Below are 25,021 nucleotides of genomic sequence, written 5' to 3'. Positions count from 1 at the left end.
TCAGCCACAGTCAAATTGTTCCAGCGGAAGATATTCGCCGCGGCGTCTTAACACCAGAGATGCCTTGCGGCTTCAACCAAGCTTCTGACTGCTCATACCGGAGGGTGAGTCTATGAGCATAGATTTGCCTGATGACGTGCCGCAGGGATTACAGCGCGAGGGTCTGACCGTGCGATCGCCGGCTCCTGAAAACAGCCAGATCATTGATCAGGTTTGGCACTCCAACAAGCTCGACGAGCTGGAGAATGCCCTGAACTCGCAGATCTCTCCGCAGAGATTCTTACATTTCTCGTCTGGTGAGGACGCTGACGGCAAACTTGCGTATCAAGGCCAAGGCCACTTCGGCATATTCCAGCTGCGGATCGGGCGAGAGATCAATGTCCTCCTGGAGGCCGAGGAGGCAAACAACCGGATGGCGTTCGTCAGGAGTGTATCGGGAACGGGAGAGCTCCTCCTAAACAGGAAAGTGTTCTCCCATTCTGCGGATCGGGCGGTCATTTTTCCATCTGGTCTAGAGAGAATAGTGAGATTCGCTCAGGACACGGAAATCAAGGTCTTCATGGCGAGTCGCGTGAGGATGGCGGAATGCTGCGCCAAGCTCTTGGGGCACGACCTTCCGGGCTTCGTCGACTTCGACATTCAGGTTGATCTCGAGGGGGCCTCCGCACGCAGCTGGATGCGGCTTCTCAGCTATGCCGAGGCTGAACTGGCCGACCCTTACGCTTTCATCCGGCAGTCGCCCGTGGCCTGGCAACAGTTCGAGGAGCATCTGCTCACCGGCTTTCTCCTGTCCCACCGACACGCGTACTCGCAAGCCCTGCTGGCCCCGCAGGCAGCGGCCGTCCCGTTCTACGTCAAGCGGGCGGAGGCTTACATCGAAGCGCATTTCGCCGAACCTTTGTCCCTGGCCGAGATCGCCGCGCAGGCGGGCGTGAGCGCACGCAGTCTGCAAAGCGGGTTCCAGAGCTTCCGCAACATAACGCCGATGGGATTTGTGCGTTCGGTGCGGCTGCGGCGGGCGCATGAAGCGCTACTGGCAGCCGATCCGGCCATCACGACGGTCACGCAGATCGTCCTGGCCTGCGGCTGGATGCACTTGGGCGAGTTTGCAACAGCCTACCGGCGGGTCTTCGGCAGGACGCCGCGGCAGACACTGCACAAGAACTCGCGCTTGTAAGCCTCGCATGTCGGAGAGTCATCCATGAGCCAACGCATGCCAAATGCTATGCCGCAGGACTTGTATGACCAGGGTCATGCGCCGCAATCCCCAGCCACGCCGACTCACCAGATTATCGATCAAGTCTACCATTCCCAAAGGCTCGACGAACTTGAGCATGTTCTGAATGTACAAGTCGCTCCGCAGAGGTTCGTGAATGCCCCGGAAGGCGAGCAAGCTGATGGTATGCTCGCCTTCCGGGGCCAACTCGATTGCGGGGTCCTGCGCGTACGCGTCGGGCGTAACATCGACATCGTTGTCGAGTCAGAGGAGGCCGATGATCGGATGGCGTTCGTCATGACCGCATCGGGAGCGGGAGAATTCCTCCTGAACAGGAAAGCGTTTTCCTACTCAACGGACCAGGCCATCGTCATGACCTCGGGCTCCGAACGGGTGTTAAGGTTTGCACAGGAAACCGAGGCGAGGGTTCTTTTGGCGAGCCGCGTGAGGATGGCGGAATGCTGCGCCAAGCTTTTGGGGCGCGACGTTCCGGGCTTCGTCGACTTCGACGTTCAGGCCGACGTTAATACAGCCTCAGGGCACCATTGGATGCGGCTTCTCAGCTATGCCGAGGCTGAACTGGCCGACCCTTACGCTTTCATCCGGCAGTCGCCCGTGGCCTGGCAACAGTTCGAGGAGCATCTGCTCACCGGCTTTCTCCTGTCCCACCGACACGCGTACTCGCAAGCCCTGCTGGTCCCGCAGGCGGCGGCCGAGCCGCTCTATGTCAAGCGGGCGGAGGCTTACATCGAAGCGCATTTCGCCGAACCTTTGTCCCTGGCCGAGATCGCCGCGCAGGCGGGCGTGAGCGCGCACAGCCTGCAAAGCGGGTTCCAGAGCTTCCGCAACACCACACCGATGGGATTTCTGCGCTCGGTGCGATTGCGGCGGGCGCATGAGGCGCTGCTGGCGGCCGATCCGGCCATCACGACGGTGACACAGATCGCCCTGACCTGCGGCTGGATGCACTTGGGCGAGTTTGCAACAGCCTACCGGCGGGTCTTCGGCAGGACGCCGCGGCAGACACTGCACAAGAATTCACGGTTGTAAGACATACCCGCCTACGGGTATGTCCCTGGGCCGACACATGCCTGCTGCGCCAGATCAGGAAGATGACGGGGTGGCGCCCGCCGCCCCGACGGTGTGCTCTCACTCGGCGGGAGTCAGGCGTGCCGTCGGTGACGGGGCGATGTCCCGGGCCGGCCTGAAGACGAAGTAGGCGAACAGCAGCATCGCGGCCAGCACGATCAGCGAGGCGATCGCGGCAACCGGGTCGAAAGCCGCGTAGCCGAGATGAAGGGCGGCCACGGCGACGGTCAGAACAACGGTGCCGACCGACCAGACGATGACCTGGGTCAGGGCCAAGCGGCTCGTGTCGAGAGCTGGACGGCGCTCGTAGTAAATGCCGAAGAGAAACAGGGATACCCATCCGAGCAGGTTGAGATGCGCATGGGCGGGCATGATCGAATGGTCTTGCGATGCCGCCATTCCGATGCCCATCGCCATGCCTGCGATGACGAACAAAACAGCAAGCTTAAAGCTCAGTGACGAAGCGGTCATAGAAGTCCTCCGGAAAGTATTCCCTGGTTGCTCGTTTTCGTTTTACTACAACCGCGAGCACAATGTCCGATGTGTGAAAAATCACAACGGATATTCGATGTAAATTCGGGATAAAAACTTAATATCATTGCGTATAATGACCGTTGTCTTGCACGTATCCCTTCGTCTTTCCAAAGGAGGAGGAAACAATAAGAAAACGGCCCGCGGAGCGGGCCGTCAAAGAAACGTGCGAGGGGGTCAGCTGCGCTGCGTCACCCGCTCGGCACGGGATCCCGATGTTTTCTGCTTCCGGCCCTTCGCTTTCTTCCAGGACGGTCTCATACGGGATTTGCGGGCCATGGGCACACTCCTTCAGGCTTCATGCGATTGACTGCTTCCGACTCTTGGGATCAGTTCTCTCCAGACCCTCGCGCTGCTCGTTTCTGTTCGCGCGGCGCTCGCTGGCAGAACCTTCATCCCGAGGCCGATGACCTGAGGTTTCCGAGGCAGGATGCACGATGCTGGTGTTCACGCTCCGCTCGGCCAAGCCTTGGGCACGGTCGTCAGGCTTGCCGGCCATAGACTCACCCTTTGCCTTGGACATCGCTGCGGTGCGAGCCGGCTCCCATGCCCTGCTGATCCTGGAGAGCATGTTCGCAACGCTCCACATGGCTTGCCGCACGCTGCTGCATTTCCTGAGCATTATGGCAAGGGTTCTCGATCTCCTGATGGCAGAACTGGCACTTCATGGCGGTCTCCTTTGCAGCATGGACAGGAGACCAACGTAGAGGCCAAGTGAGGGTTCCGCCCGTCAATCGACCGCTTCATGGCGAAGCTTTGGAGAAACAGGCGGCTTCCTCATCTCAGCCATAGAGATAGCGCGGCAACCAGAGGCCGATCCCCGGGAAGATGTAGAACATCGCCATGGCGACAATCACGAGGAACAGGAACGGCATGACGCCTGCGAAGATGTCGTTGATGCTCACATGCGGCGGCGCGATGCCCTTCAGATAGAAGGGCGCCATGGCGACCGGCGGCGACAGGAACGACGTCTGGATGTTGAGCGCGATCAGAATGCCGAAGAAGATCGGATCGATGCCGAAATTGTCGAGGAGCGGGAGGAAGATCGGCACGAAGATCACGACGATTTCCGTCCACTCCAGCGGCCAGCCGAGCACGAAGATGATGACCTGGGTCAGGATCAGGAACCAGAAGGGCGAGAGGTTCAGGTGCGTGACGAAGGCCTCGATCGGCTGATGGCCGCCGAGGAAGGCGAAGATGGACGAGAAGATGAAGGATCCGACGAAAAGCCAGCACACCATGGCCGATGTGCGCGCGGTCAGGATCACCGATTCCCTCAGCTTGCCGAAGGAGAGCGAGCGATAGGCTCCTGCGAGCAGAAGGCTGCCGAGCGCGCCGACGGCGGCAGCCTCGGTCGGCGTTGCGATGCCGAAGAAGATCGCGCCGAGCACCGAGAGGATGAGCAGTGCCAATGGGAAGAACGAGGTCGCGAGCGACCAGAAGACTTTCACCAGAGGAATTTTGCGCTGCTCTGCAGGAAGCTTGGGCGCCAAGCTCGGATTGAGGGCGCAGCGGATGAGCACGTAGAGCATGTAGAGCCCGGCCAGCATGAGGCCCGGGAAGAGGGCGCCGGCATAGAGCTTCGGCACGGACACGCCGGCCGTGGCGCCGTAGAGGATCAGCATGACGCTGGGCGGAATGAGGATGCCGAGGCAGCCGCCCGCGCAGACCACGCCGGCGGACAGCCGCACGTCGTATCCAGCACGCAGCATGGCCGGGAAGGCGAGAAGGCCCATCAGGGTCACGACCGCGCCGACGATGCCCGTCGCGGTGGCGAACAGAGCGCAGGTCATCAGCGTGGCGATGGCCAGCGAACCGGGGAGCCCACCGACGGCGATCTGGATCGAATGGAACAGGCGATCGAGAATATTGGCCCGCTCGATGATATAGCCCATGAAGACGAAGAGCGGGATCGCCACGAGGGTATCGTTCGTCATCACCGAATAGGCGCGCTGCACCACGAGAGCAAAGACGATGTCGCCCATGGCGAAGTAGCCGAAGCCGAAGCCCAGGGCCATCAGCGTGAACGCGATGGGAAATCCGAACATGATGAAGACCACGAACAGGCCGAGCATCAGCACGCCCAGTTCGGGATTTCCGAGCCCCCATGATGCCAGCATCAGACAGTCCCCTTCGTAAGGCCTTGTTGTTCGGCTTGTTCGAGAATGAGCTTTTCGGTTTCTTCCACGTCATGAAGCCGTGGCGGCCATTCGCCCTGGCGCAGGCAGACGATGCAGCGGATCACCTCCGCTACGCCCTGGAACGCCATCAGCACGCCTACGATGGGAATGAGCGCCTTGAACGGATAGATCGGCGGACCGTTAGGCGAGTTCATGGAATGCTCGTTCATGAGCCAAGACATCTGGGAGAATGGGATGCCAGCATAGATGAGAGCGAGAATGCCGGGGAAGAAGAACAGGAAATAGAGCACGAGGTCCAATCCCGCCTGCCGCCGAGGGGGCCAATTGCGGTAGAGGAAGTCGCCTCTCACATGGCTGTTGCGTGCGAGCGTGTAAGGGCCTGCCACCATGAAGAGCAGGCCATAGAACATGTAGCTTGCGTCGAACGCCCACTCGGTCGGGGCCCGCAGCACATAGCGCGAGAACACCTCGTAGCAGACGGCGAAGGTCAGAGCGACGATCGACCAGGCCACCGTTTTTCCGATGAAGGTATTGATGCGGTCGATGAAATAGACGAAGCGCATGGATCGAAGCCCTTTCAGGAGTCTTCGGAACGTGTCGCGAGGGCGGCATTCACTGTGCCGCCCTCGTTTTTGAGAAGAACCGTTCAGGCAGGAACAGGCGTTCCTGCCATTCTTCAGGTCGTCTTGAAGAAGTGGTCGTAGGCCATGTCGCGCGACGGCTCGTTCAGGCGCTCGTAGGCATAGGTGCGCTGGACCCAGGCCTTCTGGCTGTCGATCACCTTCTTGAAGAAAGGATCCTTCGAGAATTCGTCGATGACCTTGTTCCAGGCATCGAGCTGCGCCTTCAGCACAGAGTCGGGCGTCCTCACCACCTTGACGCCGCGGGCGCGGATGGCTTCGAGGTCTTTCGAGTAGCGGTCGAGAGCCTTCCAGGACATGTCCGCCGATTCCGACTCGGCCGCATACTTGATGATGGCTTTCAGCTCGGCCGGAAGCGCATCGTACTTCGTCTTGTTGAAGATGAGTTCGAAGGTTTCGCCTGATTGGTGATAGCTCTGAAGCATCAGGTTCTTCGAGACGTCGGGGAAGCCGAGCACCAGATCCGAGGACGGATTGTTGAACTCGGCACCGTCGATGACGCCGCGCTCCAGAGCCGGCACAATTTCGCCGCCCGCGAGGATCGTGACGGCAGCGCCGAGCTGGCGGTTGAGATCGGCCGCAAGACCGACGGTACGATACTTTAATCCCTTGAAGGCATCGGCCGATGTCACTTCGCTCTTGAACCAGCCGAGCGGCTGCGCCGGCATTGGACCGGAGAGGAAACCGACGAGGTTGAGCTTCAGGATCTGGTTCTGCAGCTCGTTGTAGAGGTCGTAGCCGCCGCCATAGTTCATCCAGCCAAGGAACGAATTGGCGTTCCAGCCGAAAGAGGGGCCGGTCCCGAAGAGCGCGAAGGCCTTGTTCTTGCCGTACCAGTAGGCGGCGACGCCGTGGCCGCCATCGAGGATGCCGGCATGCACCGCATCCTGCAGCTGGAAGGCGGGAACGACAGCCCCGGAGGCGAGAACGTCGATCTTCAGACGCCCCCCGGACATGTCGTTCACACGCTTGGCGAAGTCGTTGCAGAATTCATGGAAGATGTCCCGGTTCGGCCAAGTTGATTGGAACTTCCATGTGGCGGTCTGGGCTCTGGAGACCTGGGGAGCCGCGACCGTTGCTGCTGCTCCCAAGCCGGCGACCTGCAGGAACCGGCGGCGAGATTGCTTGGATGCACTCGAAGTCTTTGACGCAGATAATTTGTCTTTCTTCACAGCTTCCTCCCGGGCCCCTCATTATTGTGAAGGATCGCGTTTTCTTGCGATCGAACGCGTATTCCTCAAGTGATGGTGCGTCATTTTGGCAGCACGTGCAAGTGGGCACAGATGAAGCTTCGGGAGTGCTGGATCCATGGAAAGACTTTTACTTTCCAATAGCATACGGATGCTACGACGATAGTCGTAGGCGCTCGACCGATGGGGTCGTATTCCAGTGAGGGCATGACGTTCCAGGCCAGGAACCAAGTGCCCAGTCGCCTGTTCATCCATTGCCGTGACGTGCAATTGCAAAGGCGCTTCGAAGGGATATTCAGATGGAACCTTCGAGCGTCTCCGAATGGAGATTCACATGAAAAGCGCTTTCATTCTGGCCGCCGGTCTCACATTGCTCGCAACCGGTGCCTGGAGCCAGGAAACATCGCGGAATCGTGATGATTACGACCGCGGAGGTTGGCATGAGAGCCGCGACAGATGGGATCGCGACAGGGATCGCCGCGGTTCGATCATGCGGGACGACGATGACGATGATCGGGATGAACGGTCAGAGCGCGGAGCCCGCTTCTTCCTGCGCAGCGGCGATACGCAGCTTCGCGTCGTCTGCGGAAATCGGGAGTCGACCCAGTCCTGCGTCGATGCGGCCTTGCGCATGTTCGATCGGATGCAGGCTCAGCAGGGAACAACCACCAGAGCGCCGACAACTCCGGCTCCCTCTCAGCCGCCGCAATAGCCGGGCTGGACGTTTGGAGGTCTCATGGATCGAGAAGTCTCGCGAGATGATGGAGGATTTCCAGTATCAGCCGGAATCTTCTTCGGTCTTGGTCTCGGAGGGTTCTTCGACGGGATCGTCCTGCATCAGCTGCTTCAGTGGCATCATCTGGTCACGGCTGCCGGCTATCCGCCCGACAGCCTTGAAAACCTGAAGATCAACACGTTCTGGGACGGGCTCTTTCATGCGCTCACCTACGTGTTCGTGGCGATCGGCCTGGGCCTTCTCTGGCGGGCCGCCCGACGCACCCATATTCGCTGGTCGAGCAAGCTGCTCCTCGGCACTCTCCTGATCGGCTTCGGCCTGTTCAACCTGGTCGAGGGCCTCGTCAACCATCAGCTTCTGGGTCTCCATCACGTCAACGAAACCGTGCCACGGGAGCAGTGGATCTACTGGGACCTGGGCTTTCTGATTTGGGGCGCCGCCATGCTGGTCGCCGGCTGGCTTCTCCTCCGCTCGGGCCGGCGCGAAACTGCCTCCTCGCGTCAGGAGCAGGCCGAACTCATGCGCACGCAAGGGCGTCGGTGAGATCTGCCAGCAGATCCTCCCGGTGCTCGAGCCCGACAGAGAGGCGCACCAGCCCATCGCGGATCCCCATCTGCGCCCGCTGCTCCGGAGTGAAGCGCTGGTGAGTGGTCGTTGCCGGATGGGTGACGAGGCTTTTCGCGTCGCCCAGATTGTTCGAGATCCGGATCAGCTTCAGCGCATTCAGGAAACGAAAGGCGGCCTCCTTGCCGCCCTTCACCTCGAGGGCGATCATGGTCGACCCACCGCTCATCTGGCGCCGGATCAACGCGGCCTGGGGATGGTCGGCCCGCCCGGGATAGGTCAGCCGCTCGAGCTTCGGATGGTCGTGGAGAGCGTCGGCAAGATAGCCTGCCGTGGCAGTCTGCTTCTCGACGCGAAGCGGGAGCGTCTCCAGTCCTTTCAGGAGCACCCAGGCATTGAAGGGCGAGATCGACGGCCCCGTCATGCGCAGGAACTGCTGCACTTTCGTCTCGATGAACTCGGTGGATGCCAGGATGACGCCGCCCAGACATCGCCCCTGCCCGTCGATGTGCTTGGTCGCGGAATAGACGACGCAATCGGCGCCGAGCGCGAGGGGCTTCTGGAAGAGGGGAGTGGCGAAGACGTTGTCCACGGTCAGCGTGGCGCCAGCCTCATGGGCGATCGCCGCAACGGCCGCGATATCGATGATCTCAAGGCTCGGATTGGTCGGGGTCTCGAGCAGGAAGGCCTTCGTTTCAGGCCGTATCGCCTTGCGCCACTGGTTGAGATCCGCGCCATCGACAAGGGTGCAGCCGACGCCGAAGCGGGGCAGGAGGTCCTCCACGACCCAACGGCAGGAGCCGAAGAGGGCACGGGCCGCCACCACATGGTCTCCGGCCTGAACCTGCCCGACCATGGCGGCCGTCACGGCGGCCATGCCGCTCGCCGTCGCACGGGCCGCCTCGGCTCCTTCGAGGGAGGCGATGCGTTGCTCGAAGGCGTCGATGGTGGGGTTGGAATAGCGGCTGTAGCTGTAGCCGGGCTCCTCGTTCAGGAAGCGTCTTTCGGCGCTTTCCGCGCTCTCATAGACGAAACCTTGGGTCAGGAAGAGCGCTTCCGACGTCTCGCCGAAGGGCGTGCGTTCATGACCCTCATGAACGAGGCGGGTTTCCAGGCGATAATCGGGGTGCTGCGGCGAGGACATGGGCCGATCCTACGATTGTTCTTTATAAAGAACAATCGTCTTTTGTCGCGGAAAGTTTCACAATTTCCTTCTCCGATGCCACCCCTCAGCGCGCGACTTCCCTGCGGGCTTCCTCGATCAGACGCTTCACGCACGGCTCAAGTGAGGCGCGCCAGGGCGGGAGAGCCACCCCGTGGACCTCCTTCAGCTTGCTGCAGTCCAGCCTGGAATTGGCAGGCCGTTTGGCTGGCGTCGGATAATCCGACGTTGCAATCGACCGGACCTTCGCCGAGGGACCGCCGAACCGGGACGACAGGGCGAAGATCTCCGTGGCGAATTCCGCCCAACTGGCAAAGCCCGTTCCCGTCATATGAAATAGACCGCGCAGATTCTGCTCCTCGGGCCGCTCAAGCAGGTTGCGGCTGACCGCAAAGATCCCATCGGCGATATCGAGGGCGTTCGTCGGCGATCCGTACTGATCCCCCACCACCCCGAGCTCCTCGCGATCGGCGGCGAGGCGCAGCATGGTCTTCACGAAGTTCTTGCCGAAGGGGCTGTAAACCCAGGCGGTGCGCAGGATGACGTGGTTTTCCGCCTCCGCCGCCACGGCTTCCTCTCCCAGACGCTTCGAGGCACCGTAGGCTCCCAAGGGAGAGACCGGATCGTCTTCGCGATAGGGGCGGTCGGCCGTGCCGTCGAAGACATAGTCGGTAGACAGGTGGATGACCGGCACGTTCATCGCCGTGGCCGCGCCCGCGACGACGCCCGCCCCGATGCCGTTGATGGCCTCCGCCAGTTCCGGATCGGATTCCGCCTGGTCCACGGCCGTATAGGCGGCGGCGTTCACGATGATGTCGCCGCCGGTTTCGATCAAGGCGTCCTCGATGCCCGAGGGATCGGCCAGGTCGAGCTTGGGGCGGCCGACGAGCACGGCTTGCGCACCATGAGCCCGTGCACGCTCCGCCAGAGCCCGCGCGACCTGTCCTTCCTTGCCGACGACGATGATACGCATGGACGCTCGCAATCCTCCGTGGTGATGCAAGCGGCCCTATCGGAATAGGGCCGCCCAGGCAAGATCAGTTCCCGATGGCAACGCCCTCGCGGCGGCTGTCGGCGCCGCCCACCAGTCCGGCCTGTGTCGCGACGATAACATGGATGCCGGAATTCTGGTCGATCAGCTTGACCTCGTGGCCCTTCGCTTCGAGCGCGGCCTTCCATCCTTCGGCCTCGGTGCCGGCCTCCAGTTCGGTCGGGCCGTTGCGGCTTCCCATATTGGGAAGATCGGCGGCCACCTGAGGGTCGAGCTTCCAGTCCAGAATGCCGACGAGGGTCTTGGCCACGTAGTTGATGATCAGGCTGCCGCCCGGCGAGCCCACGACCGCATAGAGCTTGCCGCTGCCGTCGAGCACGATGGTCGGCGCCATGGAGGAGCGGGGACGCTTGCCCGCCTCGACGCGATTGGCGATGGGCTTGTCGTCCTCCATCGTGGCGAAGGAGAAGTCGGTCAGCTCGTTGTTGAGCAGGAAGCCGCTCTTCGTCATCAGCCTTGCGCCGAAGCCATCCTCGATCGTGGTCGTCATCGACACCGCATTGCCGTTGCTGTCCACGATGGAAATGTGGCTCGTGCCAAACTCGATACCCTCCGATGCGCCCCACAGGAAGGTCTTCTGGAACGGAGGATCGCCGGGCTTCGCCTTGCCCATGGACTTGTTCGGATCGATCAGCGCCGCACGGCTCTTGAGGTAGCCGGGATCGGTGAGACCCTTGACCGGCACGTTCACGAAGGCGGGATCCGCCAGGAAGAGCGCCCGGTCCGCATAGGCGAGGCGACCCGCCTCCGCGATCCAATGGACTGCATCCGGTCCGGGCTTCATCGAGGCTATGTCCTGCGTTTCGAGGATGCCCAGGATCTGCTGCACCGCGACCTGGCCCGAGCTCGGCGGACCCATGCCGCAGATCCGGTAGGTCCTGTAGGTCCCGCACAGAGCGTCACGCTCCTGGACCTTGTAGCCCTTCAGATCGTCCAGGGTCATGTCGCCCGGGTTCGTGGCGTGGCCGGTCACGGTCGCCACGATGTCCTGTGCGATCTCGCCCGTGTAGAAGGCATCCGCGCCTCTGTCGGCGATGGTGCGAAGGGTCTTGGCGAAGGCCGGATTCTTGAGAACGGTACCCACGGCTTTCGGCTTCCCGTCTGCCTCGTAGAAATAGGCGCGAGCCACTGGATCGCTCTGGAGATACTTTTCTTGGCTGAGAAGGCCGTTGAGGCGCGGTGAGATCGCAAAGCCCTGCTCGGCCAGACGCGCCGCCGGTTCGATCACCTGCGGCCAGGAGAGCTTGCCCCAGTTCCTATGCGATGTTTCCAAGAGGCGCAGCGTGCCCGGAACGCCGACGGAACGACCGCCGACCACGGCATCGTAGAATTTCATCGGCTTGCCGTCGGGTCCAAGGAAGCGTTCGGGCTTGGCTGCGGCAGGAGCCGTCTCGCGCCCGTCGAGCGTCGTCATGGTCTTTCCGTCCCAGAAAACCATGAAAGCACCGCCGCCGATGCCGGAACTCTGTGGCTCGACGAGATTAAGAACGAGTTGAACGGCAATCGCTGCATCGACCGCGCTGCCGCCTGCTGCCAAGATTTCGCGGCCCGCTTGCGCGGCCAAAGGATTGGCGGCTGCGACCATGTCCTTCGTTGCCGTTCCGGCCGACTTGAACGTTCGCCCCGTGGGGGCTTCGGGCGAAGGAGCGAGAGCCTGGGCAAAAACCGGTGCAGACAGGGGAAGGCTGGCAAGAAGGCTGAGGCTGAAGAGCCCTCGCCGAAGTGCAGTTCGAGTGATCATGCTGACAAGCTCCCTCTTCTGTCGTTGAGCCCAGCGGGCGGGAACGAGCCTAACAAAGGATCATCCCTTTGCGCCACTTCCATCGATTCAAGGGAAAGAAGAAATTCTGCATTTGCTGCGCTGCAATATCACACTCCCGTCACTCTTTTGGGGCAGGTTGCGATTCGTGGCGCGAGCAAAGGAGCAGGACATGTACTCATATAATCTGTTCCGGAGCACGAAACCGGACGGACTGGTCTGTGCCGTTCCGGAAGAGCGCTCCGTTCCTTCATTCGTCATCGAGCCGAATTGGCAGTTCGGCGGGCGGCTCGAGAGCCAGGAGGCTCCCCTCGGCTTCGACCGGAAGGCTGCCGTGGAAGGCGTGCGCTTCAACGGTTTCTATCTTTTCGCAAGCTTTCAGAAGGACCGTCCGGGTCGGTGATGTTCCACGGCCTGTGCTGGCATGTCCGGCGCAGCGACTGGGCATGCCGGAGCGACTAAAGAAAGTCGATAAGGTTTGGATCAACGCTTGATCTTGGACGGCGCCTGCTTTCTATCTTGGTGATCTTCGCGGCTGCCGCTCTGCATCACCGATTCGAATGTGAACTCCTCCCTCGCTCTCATCTGGACCATCACGGCCGCGACCACCTTGCTGCAGGCCGGCAATGGCCTGCTTCAGGCGCTCATGCCCCTACGCATGCAGGCCGAGGGGATCTCCGTCGCCTCCATCGGCGTGGTGGCAGCGGCCTATGGCCTTGGCTTCTCGACAGGCTGTTTCCTGGCCCCGAGCTTCATTCGTCACGTGGGCTATATCCGAGCGTTCGCCAGCCTTGCGGCCATGGTGTCCGTCCTGGTGCTCATCATGTCCCAGGCCCATTCAACCTTGGCTTGGATCATCCTGCGTGGACTGACAGGCGTGACGCTGGCCTGCATCTTCACCGTCACGGATGGCTGGATCAGCGCCCGCGCCACGTCCAGTCATCGTGGGCGGATCCTGTCGATCTACATGATCTGCACCAAGGTCGCCCTGATGCTGTCCCCACTTGGGATCGGCTTTGGGAATATCCGCACGGACGGATTGTTCATGGCGGTGAGCGCATTGATCACGCTCTCGCTCTTGCCGATTGCCGCAACGACAACGAAGGAGCCGTCCGCGCCTCAAGGCGTGAGGATCGAAGTTCGGGAGCTGTTCGCGACAGCTCCATCTGCGGTGGTCGGCGCCTTCGTGGTGGGCTTGGTGAACGGTCCGGTCATCGCCATCACGCCTGTCTTCGGCGTGAGCATCGGCTTGAGCCAGGATCAGGCGGCTGCGCTTCTGTTCGCCTTGCAGGCCGGCAGTCTCGCGATGCAATGGCCGTTAGGATGGCTCTCCGACCGGACGGATCGCCGCTATGTGATCGCTGGGCTTGCCGCAGGAACGAGCCTCGTCTCGCTCCTGATCCTATGGGCCAGTGGGCAGGGCGCCAATCTGCTGATCCTGTGGTCCTTCGCCGCCTGGGGCGGCCTCGCCTTGTGCATCTACTCCGTCTGCGTGGCCCATGCCTGCGATATCGTCGATCCGGGGCAGATCGTCTCGACCGTCGGAACCCTGCTGTTTTCCTGGGCTGCCGGCGTGACGGTCGGGCCTCTGTTCGGCGCGGTGGCGATGGAGGTCATGGGGCCGAAAGGATTGTTCATCTACTCGGCCGTCGCGTCCCTGGGACTCGTCGTCTTCATCGTGATGCGAATCCTCCAGGTGCAGCGCTCTCCCGCCCGCGGAGGCTTTGCGGACATTGCGCCCACCAGCTCAGCCTCGGCCGGATTGACGCCTCGCGCAGAGATCAACGCTGTCGAAGGTCAGGCTCCCGCGGCGAGCGAGTCCTGCGCGGCGGAAGCGGCCGATCAGAAGCCGGAGACATCGGCCGTGGCACGGACCGATACCGCCTCGTAGCGATTGAGGCGCTTATCGATCATGTCGTCGATCTTGTCGTAGACCTCGGCCACGCTCAGCTGGCGGGTCTTCTTTCCATCCTTCGTGAAGAACAGAGACTTGTTCGATTTCGCGGCCGCCGGAAAGGCGTCGGGTGCGCTTTTCTTGGGCGTGTCGTCCACCAGGGCAATGAACCTGCTTGCGCTGTCGACGCCGAAGAAGTGAGAGAGGTAGAACTCCGAGCGGCTGAGCTTGCGCCCGAGCTTCGTCTCGATCTTGGTCTTGTCGCGCTTCATCATCTCGGCGGCCATGAGGGCCGAGATGTAGGGATTGCGACGAAGGCCGAGGATGTGCTGGCGCATCGCTGCGTCCGCGACATCGATCCTGGGCCCCGAGCCGACGATCGCCTCGGCTTCGGCATTCAAACCGTGCAGGGCGCCAAACGATCTGACGGCCTCCAGCCACGTACTGGAAATGAACTGGAACAGGCCGAGGGCGGAAGAGGTCGATGCCTTGTTGCCTGGAAGGAAGCTCGATTCCTTGTCCGCCAGAGCCATCATGTACACGGGATCTGCGCCCGTCGCCTTGGAGGCTCGCAGGATCGTGTCGACGATCCAGACGGGTACGCGCATGTCCTCGAACTCCATGAACTCCGTGAGTTCGCGGGACACGGGTTCCTCGTCCCTGCCGCTGCCCGAGGCCGGTGCATCGGACAAACGGATGGACAGGATAATCTGCTTCTGCAATTCGGCCGGTGTCGCCTCCACGGGGACGACCGGAACGATGGCTTTGAGCGGGTCGGCCGGAGCCGTTTCTTGGGCCGACATGACGAAGGGCGTCGCAGGCTCGGCGCCCGGCACCCGGATGGCATTCTTGCCGGCATCAAGGGCTGCCGGCAATGTCGCCCAAGCTTCGGTCGCCGAAGCGGTGCGGGTGTGGACCACCGTGCCAACAGCGATCGTCAGGCAGGCACTGAGACCGAAGCACTTGGTCAGGTCGAGCAGGGTTCTCCCGCCCTGGAGGCGTGAGCGTCGGCGAGCTTCAAGTCGGGATCGGGACCCGCTGTTTCGATTTTCAAGGCAAAGAGCCGTCTGCTGGCATGCGTCCTGAGACGCTGTCAGAGCGAGTTGCATTTGGGTACGCCCCCACAGATGCGCCGCTTCTCAGCTGCGGCGGTTGCACGGTTATTCTTCGTTCAACGGAGGCAAGTATGTGATAGGTCGATATGTCCAGAATAGGTCAGCTTGGCGTTAAAATTTCGAATTGGTTCCAAGGTGCGACCATTTGTTCTCGTTCATGCACACATGTTCTTCTTCAAAGAAGCCTTGTTTCTCAACAAAAGTCTTAACGTGCGACGAATATAACTGACGACGAGATGACGCAGGGGAAATAATACGATTTGATAAGTCGGAACTAGCTTATACTTCTTGCATTGCGCAACGTAATACTGGGTTCCACGGCTTTGATGCTGCTTGCCAATCTGAGTTGGAGAGCCGACCATCGAACTGATCGGTCATTCGGAACGGTCGACATTCCCTTGCGACGCTCAGCCTGAAGAGTGGGCCAACGAGTGTTGTGAGCTCGACGCTCCGTGGTAAGAGCTTGCGGACCGCAGACTGAAGGCACTCCTGATGCTCCACCGATACGTCAGCTGCCATGTCGGGTTGGTTCTGCTGTCGTGCTTGACGGCATTCATCCTCGCAGCGGCGCAGGCTCAGGCGAAGCCGCAACGGGTCGCTTCCCTCAATCTCTGTACGGATCAGCTGCTTCTCACACTGGCGGATCGCAGTCAGATCGCCGCCTTGAGCCGTCTCGCGCGGGATCCGTCCGTTGCCTTCTTGGCCGACCAGGCTGCTGGAATTCCCCAGAACGATGGTGGCGTGGAGACAATTCTCTTCAGCCGCCCAGACCTCGTCCTCACCGGCACCTACGGCCAGCAGGAGCAGATCGCTCTCCTGCGGCGGCAGGGCCTGGACGTGCTGCCGCTCGGGCCCTGGGCGAGCCTGGAGGATGGACGCGAGCAGATCCGCACTCTGGCCCGCAGGCTGGGGCATCCGGAGCGCGGCGAGGCCCTGATCGCCCACATCGATGCCGCCCTGGAGCGGGCGCGTGGGATCATCCCGCAGGGACGCAGCATCCTGGTCTATGAACGGGGTGGCTGGGTCATGGCACCTCGTTCGCCCCTCGGTGAGATCCTGGTTCACATGGGCTTCAGGCTGCATCAGGAAACCTTGGGACTTCCCCGAGGTGGTGTCGCGCGCCTTGAAGCCATCGTCACGACGCCGCCGGATTTCATGCTCGTCGATGCGGCTTCAGGCCGGGCGGTCGATAACGGCACGGCGCTTTTCGCCCACCCTGCGCTTGCCGAGGCCGTGCCCCTCACCCGGCGCCTTGCGCTTCCCGGACGGCTTGCGATCTGCGGAGGGCCGTCGACGCCGATCGCCATCGAGGTCCTGGCCGTCGAAGCCCGGAGCAAAGGGCGCTGATCGAGGCGAGCCTATTCCAGATCCAGCTGCAGGGAAGGGGACGGCTTGAGGAGGATCGGGCAGCCTGCCGCGACGAAGACCACCGCATCGCAGGCCCCTGCGATCCTCTGATTGAGACGGCCCTGCTCGTCACGGAACATGCGCCCGAGAGGGGTCGATGGCACGATGCCGTGGCCGACCTCGTTCGAGACCAGGATGAGCGGGCCTTGCGCTTGCCGAACGGCCTGGATCAGCCGATCCCCCTCCGAGGTCGGATCGCGCTCGGCCAGAACGATGTTCGAGAGCCAGAGCGTCAGGCAATCGACCAGCACGGCTTTCCGGGGGGCGGTGTGCGCCTGAACGGCTTGGGGGAGTTCCAGCGGTGCATCCACCGTGTGCCAGGACCCGTCGCGCTCGGCGCGATGTCGAGCGATGCGCTCGCGCATTTCATCGTCGAAGGCCTGGGCCGTGGCGATGTAGGTTCTCTCGGACGATGCCCTCTCGGCGAGTTGCTGGGCGGTGCGGCTCTTTCCGGAGCGTGCTCCGCCCAGGACCAGGACGCGGCGATAGACGGTCATGATCGCTCAGGCGCTCAGGCGGTTGAGCGGCAGGATCATATGAACGCGCAGGCCCTCCGCGCGCCATTCTCGATCAAGCGTGCCACCAAGTTGCCCGGTGATGCTTCGCTGTGAAAGCTGGGTGCCGAACCCTTCGAAGGTTGGTGGACCTTGAATGGGCGGTCCGCCGCTTTCGGTCCAGAGGAAATCGACGTTCTCCTCCTGCACCGTCCAGCCGATGGCGAGTTCCCCTTCCGCGCACGATAGGCAGCCATATTTGGCGGCATTGGTCGCGAGCTCGTGCAGGACGAGGGCAAGGCTCGTCGTCGTGTTCGACCCGACGAGAACGCTCGGTCCCTCGATCATGATCTTATTTTGGCCTGCCTGCCGATAGGGCTCGAGGACCGCCTCGATCAGCCGGGCAAGCTCCACATCAGGGCCTGCGCCCATTTCGCCCGCCGACGCAGGCTGCACCAGTTCATGGGCCCGCGAGAGGGCGCTCAGGCGCCCACGCAGCGCATTGGCCATATCCTTGGGATCCTTGGCCGTGCGGGCGGTCATGGACACCATGCCGTTGGCAATGGCGAACAGGTTCTTCACGCGATGGTTGAGTTCGCGCGTCAGAAGCTTTTGACCCTCTTCCAAAGCATGGCGTTCGGTGATGTCACTGACGACACCGGAGAGGCTGACGGCGCGGCGGGTGCCGCCATCGTTCGTGTAAAGCGCCTGTCCGTGGGAGCGGAACCAGCGGAGTTTCCCGTCCGGCAGGATGGCGCGATACTGGCTGTCGTACTTGCCATCGGATGCGGGAGCGGCCGCGGCTGCAATCCGAGACTTGACCCTCTCCGCGTCCTCCGGATGGATCATCGCCCAGGCTTCTTCGAGGGTAAGACTGTACAATCCGTTGTGAGGAAGATGATAGAGGGCGCAGGTGCCCTCGTCCCAGGTGATCAGGTTCTTTTCCAGATCAATCTGCCACGTTCCCAGGTTGGCGGCCTCGAGGGCAAGCCGGTACTGGCTTTCGAGCGTGCGCAGGGCTTCTTCCGCCTTTTTTTGCGCGTGGATGTTCGTGCTCGTGCCGAACCAGCGGGTAATATTGCCCGTCAGATCTTGGATCGGAATGGCACGGCTGAGGAACCACTCGTAATCGCCAGAGACGGTCCTGACCCGGTACTCCCATTCATAAGCCTGCCCGGTTGTGACGGATCGGTGCCAGTGCTCCCGAACCTGGGGAAGATCGTCGGGATGGATCGCGATTTCCCAACCGTTTCCGAGGAACTGCTCCCCGGAAAGCCCCGTAAACTCCCGCCAACGGCGGTTCACATAATCGACGGATCCATCGGAGCGGGACGACCAGACGAGTTGAGGCAGAGACTCCGCCAGAACAGCAAATTGCGCTTCTGTTTCCTTGAAATCCACTCAAAACTCCCGAGGCCGCTCCGCGACCAAGTCTCCGATAGCAAGGGAAGCATTGTTGTAGGCCTTTTTCGAGGCTGACAACCCACATCAGGTTCCAAGGGTGATTTCTGGGCGAAAGAGTAGCATCAGCCTTGTGAAAGCATTAAAAGGCCGTCGGAGTCTGGTGGTTCCGGTTGCCAACGCATAGATGCAGGACAGCCTTCTGACCCGACGCGACCTCTCCCACGCTGAGGCTGATTGACCGATTTCATGAATGATATGAGCTCCCGTCCGGTGTCTCCGCCGGAGATGTCCTCTGCCGAAGCTCTTCATCCGAAGGAGCGCCGTTCCCGCCGGTTCGCCTGGATCGGGATGGCGGCGAGCATCCTCCTGTTCGGCGCCTCGCTGGTGGTTCTCTGGCACATCGTGTCAGAAATCGATGTCAATGAATTGAAATCCGCCTTCACGGCGGCCAGCCTGCGCCAGATCGGGCTTGCGGTTCTCTTCACCGCCATCAGCTACAGCCTGCTGACCTGCTATGATGCCATCGCCCTGCGGCAGCTCAAGCTGCAGATCCGCTACCGGACGACCGCGCTCGCCTCCTTCACGAGCTATGCCGTGAGCTTCACGCTGGGGTTCCCCCTGCTGACGGCCGGCACGGTCCGCTACTGGATCTATTCTCCCAAGGGCGTGAGCCCGGGGCGGGTGGCGAGCCTCACGGTGATTGCCGGGGTGACCTTCTGGCTCGGCATGGCTCTGGTCCTGGCCTGGAGCCTGATCAGCAAGGCCGATGAGCTGGCAAGCCTCGTCTATACCCATATCTGGATGAACCAGCTGGTCGGTCTGGGCGCCGCCGTCTTCGTGGTCGGCTACATGATCTGGGTTTCGATCAAGCGCCGCGCCGTGAAGATCCAGGGCTGGAAGCTGGAGCTGCCGGGCTTTCGCCTGTCGCTGGCCCAGATCCTCATCGGCGCGGGCGACGTCTGTGCCGGGGCCGGCGTTCTCTTCGTGCTCCTGCCCGGGGGACACAATCTCAGCTTCGAGACCTTCCTGGCCGTCTATATCTTCGCCGTCATGCTCGGGGTGGCGAGCCATGCGCCGGGCGGGCTCGGCGTCTTCGAGGCCACCATACTCCTCGCGCTGTCGAACTATCCTCGCGAGCCGGTCCTGGGCGCGCTGCTCCTCTACCGCCTCTGCTATTATCTCGTTCCCTTCGTGATCGCCCTGGCGATCCTCGGCGCCTACGAGATCCGCAACCGCATCCGGTCGGCTCGCCTTGCCTTCAAGCCGGACGAGGGCGACGTCGAGGCCGAGCTTGGCGGCGGATGACACCTGGGCTTGCCTCGCCTAAAGAGGGAAGGCAGTGCCTCCGAGACATTTCCCTCCCATGACCGATCCCGACGATCTCACGCCGGACCCACGCCAGCCGAGCGCCACCCCGATCCGGGACGCCGCCCTGCGCGGCGCCGTCGTGACCTGTTTCGTGCTGGTCACGGTCACGCTGGTGCGGGGCTATGGGGATGGATGGCTTCTGTTTTGGGCCGCTCTGGCCATTCTCGCCGGTTTCCTCGTGGCCGTCCCCAAGCGCCCTCTCGGCACGGGGATCCGGTCGCAGGCGAAGGTCTCTCCGCGTTCGAGCGTCGCCGAGGCGGTTCTGGCGCAGATTCCCGACCCTGTCATCCTGGTGAACCAACGGGCGCTGGTGATCGAAGCCAACAGGGCCGCCTACGATCTCCTGGCCGGCTTGAGGCCGGGCCATCCCCTCTCCTTTGCCCTGCGCACCCCGGACGTGCTCGACGGCATCCAGGAGGTGCTGGACACCGGCGAGCCCCTGAAGGTGGAATATTCCGAGAGGATCCCGACCGAGCGGACCTTCGAGGTCAATATCGGCCCCCTGCAGGCCGATGTCCCGGATGCCGAGGTCCAGGCGAGCGTCGTGCTGTTCTTCCGCGACCTCACCTCGGCGCGGCGGCTGGAGGCCATGCGGGCCGATTTCGTCGCCAATGCGAGCCATGAGCTGCGCACGCCCCTGGCCTCGCTCCTGGGCTTCATCGAAACCCTGCAGGGTCCTGCCCGCGACGATGCCAAGGCCAGGGAACGCTTCCTGGACATCATGAAGGGGCAGGCGCAGCGCATGAAGCGCCTGATCGACGATCTCCTGTCCCTGTCGCGGATCGAGATGCGCGCGCACCTCTCGCCCACCCAGACCGTCGATCTCGCCTCCATCGCGTCCCAGATGGTGGACACCATCTCGCCGCTGGCCAAGGAAAGAGGGGTCGTGGTCAAAGCGACCTTGCCGGACCGTCCGGTCCTTGTGCTCGGCGACCGGGACGAGCTTCTGCGCATCGCCGAGAACCTGATCGAAAACGCCGTGAAGTACGGCGAGAGCGGCGGCAAGGTTGATGTCGAGGTCGCCCGTGTGGAGGGACCGGTGCCGCAGGTTGCCTTCTCGGTTCAGGATTACGGCCCCGGCATCGCTCCGGAGCACCTGCCGCGCCTGACCGAGCGGTTCTATCGGGTCGATGTCGCGCAGAGCCGTGACAAGGGTGGAACGGGCCTTGGCCTCGCCATCGTCAAGCACATCGTCAATCGCCACCGAGGGCAGCTCGGCATCGCCAGCGAGCCGGGGCAGGGCGCCCGTTTCACGGTGACGTTTCCCGAGGCAGGTGCAGGCCGTTAACTGCGAATTCCCGAGGGAGATATTTCAGTCTCCTCAAGGGGATCCTTTGGGGGTGTCATCTAATTGTCATCCAACTGTCGTAGAGGAGACATCCGTCGGGCCTAGCTGTCCCATCGCGTGACGCGGCCTATGGCTTACGAGCGGCCTGTCGCGCTTATGAACAGGAGACTTACCGTGAAGATCATGTCCTACGCCATTGCGGCCGGCCTTGCCGTCGCGAGCCTCACGACCACGGCTTCTGCTGCTGACATCACCGGCGCAGGCGCTACCTTCCCCTTCCCGGTCTATTCCAAGTGGGCTGAGGCCTACAAGAAGGAGACCGGCAACGGCATGAACTACCAGTCGATCGGCTCCGGCGGCGGCATCAAGCAGATCCAGGCCAAGACCGTCGATTTCGGTGCCACCGATGCCCCGATGAAGGGCGAAGATCTCGAGAAGAACGGCCTCCTGCAGTTCCCGACCGTGATGGGCGCTGTCGTTCCCGTCGTGAACATCCAGGGCGTGCAGCCCGGCCAGATCAAGCTGACGGGCCCGGTTCTGGCGGACATCTTCCAGGGCAAGATCCTCAAGTGGAACGATGCCAAGATCGCCCAGCTGAACGCCGGCGTGAACCTCCCCAATGCCAACATTACCCCGGTCTACCGCTCCGACTCCTCGGGCACGACCAGCGTGTTCACCACCTACCTGTCGCAGGTTTCCGAGGGCTGGAAGTCCGAGCTCGGCGCCGGCACCACGGTCAACTGGCCGGTCGGTCAGGGCGGCAAGGGCAACGAGGGCGTTGCTGCCACGGTGAAGCAGGTTCCGAACTCGATCGGCTACGTCGAGTACGCCTACGCCAAGCAGAACAGCATCCCGCACACCCTGCTCCAGAACAAGGCCGGCAAGTATCCGGCTCCTGAGATCAAGTCGTTCCAGGCCGCTGCTGCCAGCGCGAACTGGTCGTCGGCTCCCGGTTTCGGCATCTCGCTGACCAACCAGGGCGGCGACGACGCTTGGCCGATCACGAACCCCACCTTCATCCTGGTCTACAAGACCGCGGAGAAGCCCGAGCAGACCGCCGAGGTGCTGAAGTTCTTCGACTGGTCGTTCAAGAACGGCGACAAGCTCGCGTCCGACCTCGACTACGTCCCGCTGCCGGATAACGTTGTCGAGCAGATCCGCTCGACCTGGTCGAAGGACATCAAGACCAGCGCCGGCCAGCCCGTCTACAAGATGTAAGCTGGTTCCTGACCAAAAACACGGAGTAAGGCGGATGGCTGTCATGTCTGACGAGATCGTCGTGTCGAGCAACATACAGACCGTCCGCCGCCGTACTTCGCCTGCCTTCGATCGGGGCTTTCGCTTTGCCAGTTACGGCTCCGCCCTGGTCGTTCTCGCCGTGCTCGCCGGGATCATCGGCACGATGATATACGGCGGCTGGCCCGCCTTCCAGGAATTCGGCTTCGGCTTCATCACGTCCAGCGTCTGGAACGTGGGAGCGGACCAATATGGTGCCTGGGTTGCCATCACCGGCACCCTGACCTCTGCCTTGATCGCCCTCGTGATCGGCGTCCCGGTCTCCATCGGCATCGCGATCTTCCTGACGCAGCTCTGCCCGCCATGGCTCCGACGCCCGGTCTCGACGACGATCGAGCTGCTGGCTGCGGTGCCCAGCATCATCTACGGCATGTGGGGCCTCTTCGTCTTCGCCCCGCTCTTCGCCAACTACGTCCAGATCCCGCTGACGACCCTCGTGGAGGGCATGCCGATCCTCGGGACCGTCCTCTATGCCCGCGTGCCGTCCGGCGTCGGCATGCTGACGGCGGGAATCATCCTGGCGATCATGATCATCCCGTTCATCGCGTCGATTACCCGCGACATGCTCGATCAGATCCCCAGCATCCTGCGCGAGAGCGCCTACGGCATCGGCTGCACCACATGGGAAGTGGTGCGCTACGTTCTGCTGCCCCAGGCAGGCGTCAGCATCATCGGCGCCATCATGCTCGGCCTCGGCCGCGCCCTCGGCGAGACCATGGCGGTGACCTTCGTCATCGGCAATGCGAACCGCCTGTCCCTGTCGCTCTTCGACCCGAGCTCGACCATCGCGTCCCGCATCGCCAACGAGTTCAATGAAGCATCCGGCATGCAGATGAACGCTCTGCTTGCGCTCGGCTGCATCCTGTTCGTGGTCACATTCATTGTCCTTGCCCTGGCGCGTCTTCTGATCGCCCGCGTGCAGACCCGCTGAGAGGTGAAGGATGGATACCGCCGTCTATAACGAGGCGACGACCGAAGCTCCCCTGGCGTGGGGGCGGGTGCGCCGCAGCCGCTATCTCGCAGACCGGACGCTCAAGATCGTCTGCACCCTGTTCACCATCCTGGGGGCTTTCGTTCTCGGATGGATCCTGCTGATGCTTCTCGTCGAGGGCATCGGCGGATTGTCTCCGGCCGTGTTCACGGAAACCACGCCCGGCCCGGGAACGGAAGGCGGCGGCATCGCGAATGCCATCGTCGGCAGTCTCGTCCTCACAGTGCTCGGCATTGTGGTCGCAACGCCCATCGGCGTGCTGGCAGGCACCTATCTGGCTGAGTACGGCAAGGGCTCGACGCTCGCCACGGTCATCCGCTTCGTGAACGACATCCTGCTTGCCGCACCCAGCATTCTGATCGGCCTGTTCGTCTACATCCTGATGGTGCAGCCGATGGGCGGCTATTCGGGCTGGGCCGGCGGTGTGGCCTTGGCGATCATCGCCATTCCGGTGATCGTCCGCTCGACGGAGGACATGCTGCGCCTTGTGCCGGGCTCGCTGCGCGAGGCTGGGGCAGCCCTCGGCGCGCCCATGTCCAAGGTGATCGTGAAGATCAGCTGGAAGGCGGCCCGCGCCGGCATGGTGACGGGCGTGATCCTCGCAACCGCGCGCATCGCGGGCGAAACCGCGCCGCTGCTCTTCACGGCCCTCAACAATACCTTCTGGTTCAGCCCGACCCTGATGGGCGGCGTCTCGAACCTGCCCGTCACGATCTACCAGTTCGCGCTGGCGCCTTATCCGAACTGGCGCGAGCTCGCCTGGGCGGGCGCCCTCATCATCACAATGTCGATCCTGGCGCTGTCCATCGTGGCTCGCCTGGTCCTGAAGAAGGATAATGTCCGATGAGCACGATTGCCTTTGATACGAGCGGCGCCATCGGAAATGCGGCCGCTGCCGATACCGGCGCGCCGGTGCGCATCGCCGTCAAGAACCTCAACTTCTATTACGGCGATTTCCGCAGCCTGAAGGACATCTCGATCAATTTCTACGACCGGCAGGTCACGGCCCTCATCGGCCCCTCCGGCTGCGGGAAGTCGACGCTGCTGCGCACCTTCAACCGCATCTACAGCCTGTATCCGGAACAGCGCGCCGACGGCCAGATCCTGCTCGACGGACAGAACGTGCTCTCGCCCAACATCGACGTGAACGAGCTTCGCGCCCGCGTCGGCATGGTGTTCCAGAAGCCGACGCCGTTTCCGATGTCGATCTACGACAATATCGCCTTCGGCATCCGCCTCTACGAGAAGTTGCCGAAGTCTGAACTCGACGGGCGCGTGGAGGAGGCCCTGCGCAAGGCGGCCCTCTGGGACGAGGCGAAGGACAAGCTGCGCCAGTCCGGCATGGGGCTGTCGGGCGGTCAGCAGCAGCGCCTGTGCATCGCGCGCACCATCGCACAGAAGCCGGAGGTGATCCTGCTCGACGAGCCGACCTCGGCGCTCGATCCGATCTCCACCGGCAAGATCGAGGAGCTGATCGAGCAGCTCCGCTCCGAATTCACCATCGTGATCGTCACGCACAACATGCAGCAGGCGGCGCGCATCTCGCAATTCACGGCCTTCATGTATCTTGGCGAGCTGGTGGAGTTCGGACCCACGACCAAGATGTTCATGAACCCGACCAAGAAGCAGACGCAGGATTACATCACGGGCCGCTTCGGCTGATCGAAGCCCTTCAAGGGAGACG

The 25,021-nt window shown here is 62.4% G+C and carries 24 protein-coding genes; 14 read left to right on the top strand and 10 right to left on the bottom strand.

All coding sequences use genetic code 11. The features are described 5' to 3' along the window. Positions 1–112: 112 nt before the first annotated feature. Both VB672_RS15740 and VB672_RS15735 read left to right on the top strand, forming a co-directional pair. Entirely contained in the window at positions 113–1,177 is a 1,065-nt protein-coding gene (locus VB672_RS15740; RefSeq protein WP_329785150.1) for an AraC family transcriptional regulator, read from the top strand. 36 nt (positions 1,178–1,213) lie between these two features. Next, positions 1,214–2,266 (top strand): AraC family transcriptional regulator, encoded by a 1,053-nt coding sequence (locus VB672_RS15735; RefSeq protein WP_329785149.1) that lies wholly within the window; start codon positions 1,214–1,216, stop codon positions 2,264–2,266. A gap of 99 nt (positions 2,267–2,365) precedes the next feature. Here the strand turns inward: VB672_RS15735 and VB672_RS15730 are convergent, their stop codons facing one another. Continuing rightward, entirely contained in the window at positions 2,366–2,776 is a 411-nt protein-coding gene (locus VB672_RS15730; RefSeq protein WP_329785148.1) for a hypothetical protein, read from the bottom strand. 497 nt (positions 2,777–3,273) lie between these two features. On the opposite strand from VB672_RS15730, the gene VB672_RS15725 reads away from it, so the two are divergent. Further along, a complete protein-coding gene (locus VB672_RS15725) occupies positions 3,274–3,543 on the top strand; it encodes a hypothetical protein (protein ID WP_329785147.1) in 270 nt (89 codons plus the stop codon). 75 nt (positions 3,544–3,618) lie between these two features. Here VB672_RS15725 and VB672_RS15720 read toward each other — a convergent pair whose 3' ends face one another. The 3 genes from VB672_RS15720 to VB672_RS15710 all read right to left on the bottom strand — a co-directional run bounded on the left by VB672_RS15720 (position 3,619) and on the right by VB672_RS15710 (position 6,790). Continuing rightward, a complete protein-coding gene (locus VB672_RS15720; RefSeq protein ID WP_329785146.1) occupies positions 3,619–4,956 on the bottom strand; it encodes a TRAP transporter large permease in 1,338 nt (445 codons plus the stop codon). Next, positions 4,956–5,540 (bottom strand): TRAP transporter small permease subunit, encoded by a 585-nt coding sequence (locus VB672_RS15715; protein WP_329785145.1) that lies wholly within the window; start codon positions 5,538–5,540, stop codon positions 4,956–4,958. Before VB672_RS15715 ends, VB672_RS15720 begins: the two co-directional genes overlap by 1 nt. 113 nt (positions 5,541–5,653) lie before the next feature. Beyond that, the gene (locus VB672_RS15710) at positions 5,654–6,790 is read right to left on the bottom strand and encodes a TRAP transporter substrate-binding protein (RefSeq protein ID WP_329785144.1); all 1,137 of its coding nucleotides are present in this window, start codon (positions 6,788–6,790) and stop codon (positions 5,654–5,656) included. Positions 6,791–7,142: 352 nt separating this feature from the next. On the opposite strand from VB672_RS15710, the gene VB672_RS15705 reads away from it, so the two are divergent. Further along, complete coding sequence (locus tag VB672_RS15705) at positions 7,143–7,520, top strand: hypothetical protein (protein ID WP_329785143.1); 378 nt, start codon at positions 7,143–7,145, stop codon at positions 7,518–7,520. Between the two features lie 24 nt (positions 7,521–7,544). Beyond that, positions 7,545–8,087: a DUF2243 domain-containing protein gene (locus VB672_RS15700; protein WP_329785142.1), complete on the top strand. Its 543-nt coding sequence runs from the start codon at positions 7,545–7,547 to the stop codon at positions 8,085–8,087. On the opposite strand, the gene VB672_RS15695 is transcribed toward VB672_RS15700, so the two are convergent. The 3 genes from VB672_RS15695 to ggt form a co-directional block, all read right to left on the bottom strand. Beyond that, positions 8,062–9,252: an O-succinylhomoserine sulfhydrylase gene (locus tag VB672_RS15695; RefSeq protein WP_329785141.1), complete on the bottom strand. Its 1,191-nt coding sequence runs from the start codon at positions 9,250–9,252 to the stop codon at positions 8,062–8,064. The two genes, VB672_RS15700 and VB672_RS15695, sit on opposite strands and share 26 nt — an antisense overlap. An 85-nt stretch (positions 9,253–9,337) precedes the next feature. Continuing rightward, on the bottom strand, positions 9,338–10,243 hold the full coding sequence (gene rfbD / locus VB672_RS15690) for a dTDP-4-dehydrorhamnose reductase (protein ID WP_329785140.1): 906 nt from the start codon (positions 10,241–10,243) through the stop codon (positions 9,338–9,340). A gap of 64 nt (positions 10,244–10,307) precedes the next feature. Continuing rightward, entirely contained in the window at positions 10,308–12,062 is a 1,755-nt protein-coding gene (gene ggt / locus VB672_RS15685) for a gamma-glutamyltransferase (protein WP_329785139.1), read from the bottom strand. Positions 12,063–12,252: 190 nt separating this feature from the next. Here ggt and VB672_RS15680 point away from each other — a divergent pair, with 190 nt between their 5' ends. Together VB672_RS15680 and VB672_RS15675 are read left to right on the top strand one after the other, a co-directional pair. After that, the gene (locus tag VB672_RS15680; protein WP_329785138.1) at positions 12,253–12,483 is read left to right on the top strand and encodes a hypothetical protein; all 231 of its coding nucleotides are present in this window, start codon (positions 12,253–12,255) and stop codon (positions 12,481–12,483) included. Between the two features lie 159 nt (positions 12,484–12,642). Continuing rightward, entirely contained in the window at positions 12,643–13,971 is a 1,329-nt protein-coding gene (locus tag VB672_RS15675) for an MFS transporter (RefSeq protein ID WP_329785137.1), read from the top strand. Here VB672_RS15675 and VB672_RS15670 read toward each other — a convergent pair. Then, positions 13,923–14,894, bottom strand: a complete 972-nt coding sequence (locus VB672_RS15670) for a transglycosylase SLT domain-containing protein (protein ID WP_329785136.1) — start codon at positions 14,892–14,894, stop codon at positions 13,923–13,925. The two genes, VB672_RS15675 and VB672_RS15670, sit on opposite strands and share 49 nt — an antisense overlap. A 738-nt stretch (positions 14,895–15,632) precedes the next feature. On the opposite strand from VB672_RS15670, the gene VB672_RS15665 reads away from it, so the two are divergent. Beyond that, positions 15,633–16,436, top strand: a complete 804-nt coding sequence (locus VB672_RS15665; protein ID WP_329785135.1) for an ABC transporter substrate-binding protein — start codon at positions 15,633–15,635, stop codon at positions 16,434–16,436. A gap of 11 nt (positions 16,437–16,447) precedes the next feature. On the opposite strand, the gene cobU is transcribed toward VB672_RS15665, so the two are convergent. After that, positions 16,448–16,993 (bottom strand): bifunctional adenosylcobinamide kinase/adenosylcobinamide-phosphate guanylyltransferase, encoded by a 546-nt coding sequence (cobU, locus tag VB672_RS15660; protein ID WP_329785134.1) that lies wholly within the window; start codon positions 16,991–16,993, stop codon positions 16,448–16,450. A 6-nt stretch (positions 16,994–16,999) separates the two neighbouring features. Further along, positions 17,000–18,391 (bottom strand): sensor histidine kinase, encoded by a 1,392-nt coding sequence (locus VB672_RS15655; protein ID WP_329785133.1) that lies wholly within the window; start codon positions 18,389–18,391, stop codon positions 17,000–17,002. A 249-nt stretch (positions 18,392–18,640) separates the two neighbouring features. Here VB672_RS15655 and VB672_RS15650 point away from each other — a divergent pair, with 249 nt between their 5' ends. The 6 genes from VB672_RS15650 to pstB all read left to right on the top strand — a co-directional run bounded on the left by VB672_RS15650 (position 18,641) and on the right by pstB (position 24,999). After that, positions 18,641–19,699: a lysylphosphatidylglycerol synthase domain-containing protein gene (locus VB672_RS15650; RefSeq protein ID WP_329785132.1), complete on the top strand. Its 1,059-nt coding sequence runs from the start codon at positions 18,641–18,643 to the stop codon at positions 19,697–19,699. Positions 19,700–19,757: 58 nt separating this feature from the next. Then, positions 19,758–21,050 carry an ATP-binding protein gene (locus VB672_RS15645; protein ID WP_329785131.1) on the top strand — a complete coding sequence of 431 codons (1,293 nt, stop codon included), beginning with the start codon at positions 19,758–19,760 and terminating at the stop codon, positions 21,048–21,050. A gap of 174 nt (positions 21,051–21,224) precedes the next feature. Then, positions 21,225–22,268, top strand: coding sequence for a phosphate ABC transporter substrate-binding protein PstS (gene pstS, locus VB672_RS15640; RefSeq protein ID WP_329785130.1), 1,044 nt, complete (start codon positions 21,225–21,227; stop codon positions 22,266–22,268). Positions 22,269–22,311: 43 nt separating this feature from the next. Beyond that, positions 22,312–23,277 (top strand): phosphate ABC transporter permease subunit PstC, encoded by a 966-nt coding sequence (pstC, locus tag VB672_RS15635; RefSeq protein ID WP_442932081.1) that lies wholly within the window; start codon positions 22,312–22,314, stop codon positions 23,275–23,277. Between the two features lie 10 nt (positions 23,278–23,287). Next, the gene (gene pstA / locus VB672_RS15630) at positions 23,288–24,184 is read left to right on the top strand and encodes a phosphate ABC transporter permease PstA (RefSeq protein WP_329785128.1); all 897 of its coding nucleotides are present in this window, start codon (positions 23,288–23,290) and stop codon (positions 24,182–24,184) included. Then, on the top strand, positions 24,181–24,999 hold the full coding sequence (pstB, locus tag VB672_RS15625; protein WP_329785127.1) for a phosphate ABC transporter ATP-binding protein PstB: 819 nt from the start codon (positions 24,181–24,183) through the stop codon (positions 24,997–24,999). Before pstA ends, pstB begins: the two co-directional genes overlap by 4 nt. Positions 25,000–25,021 lie beyond the last annotated feature (22 nt).

This window comes from Microvirga sp. CF3016 (assembly GCF_036314085.1).
GTDB lineage: Bacteria > Pseudomonadota > Alphaproteobacteria > Rhizobiales > Beijerinckiaceae > Microvirga.
This window is presented reverse-complemented; position numbering and strand designations above follow the sequence as displayed.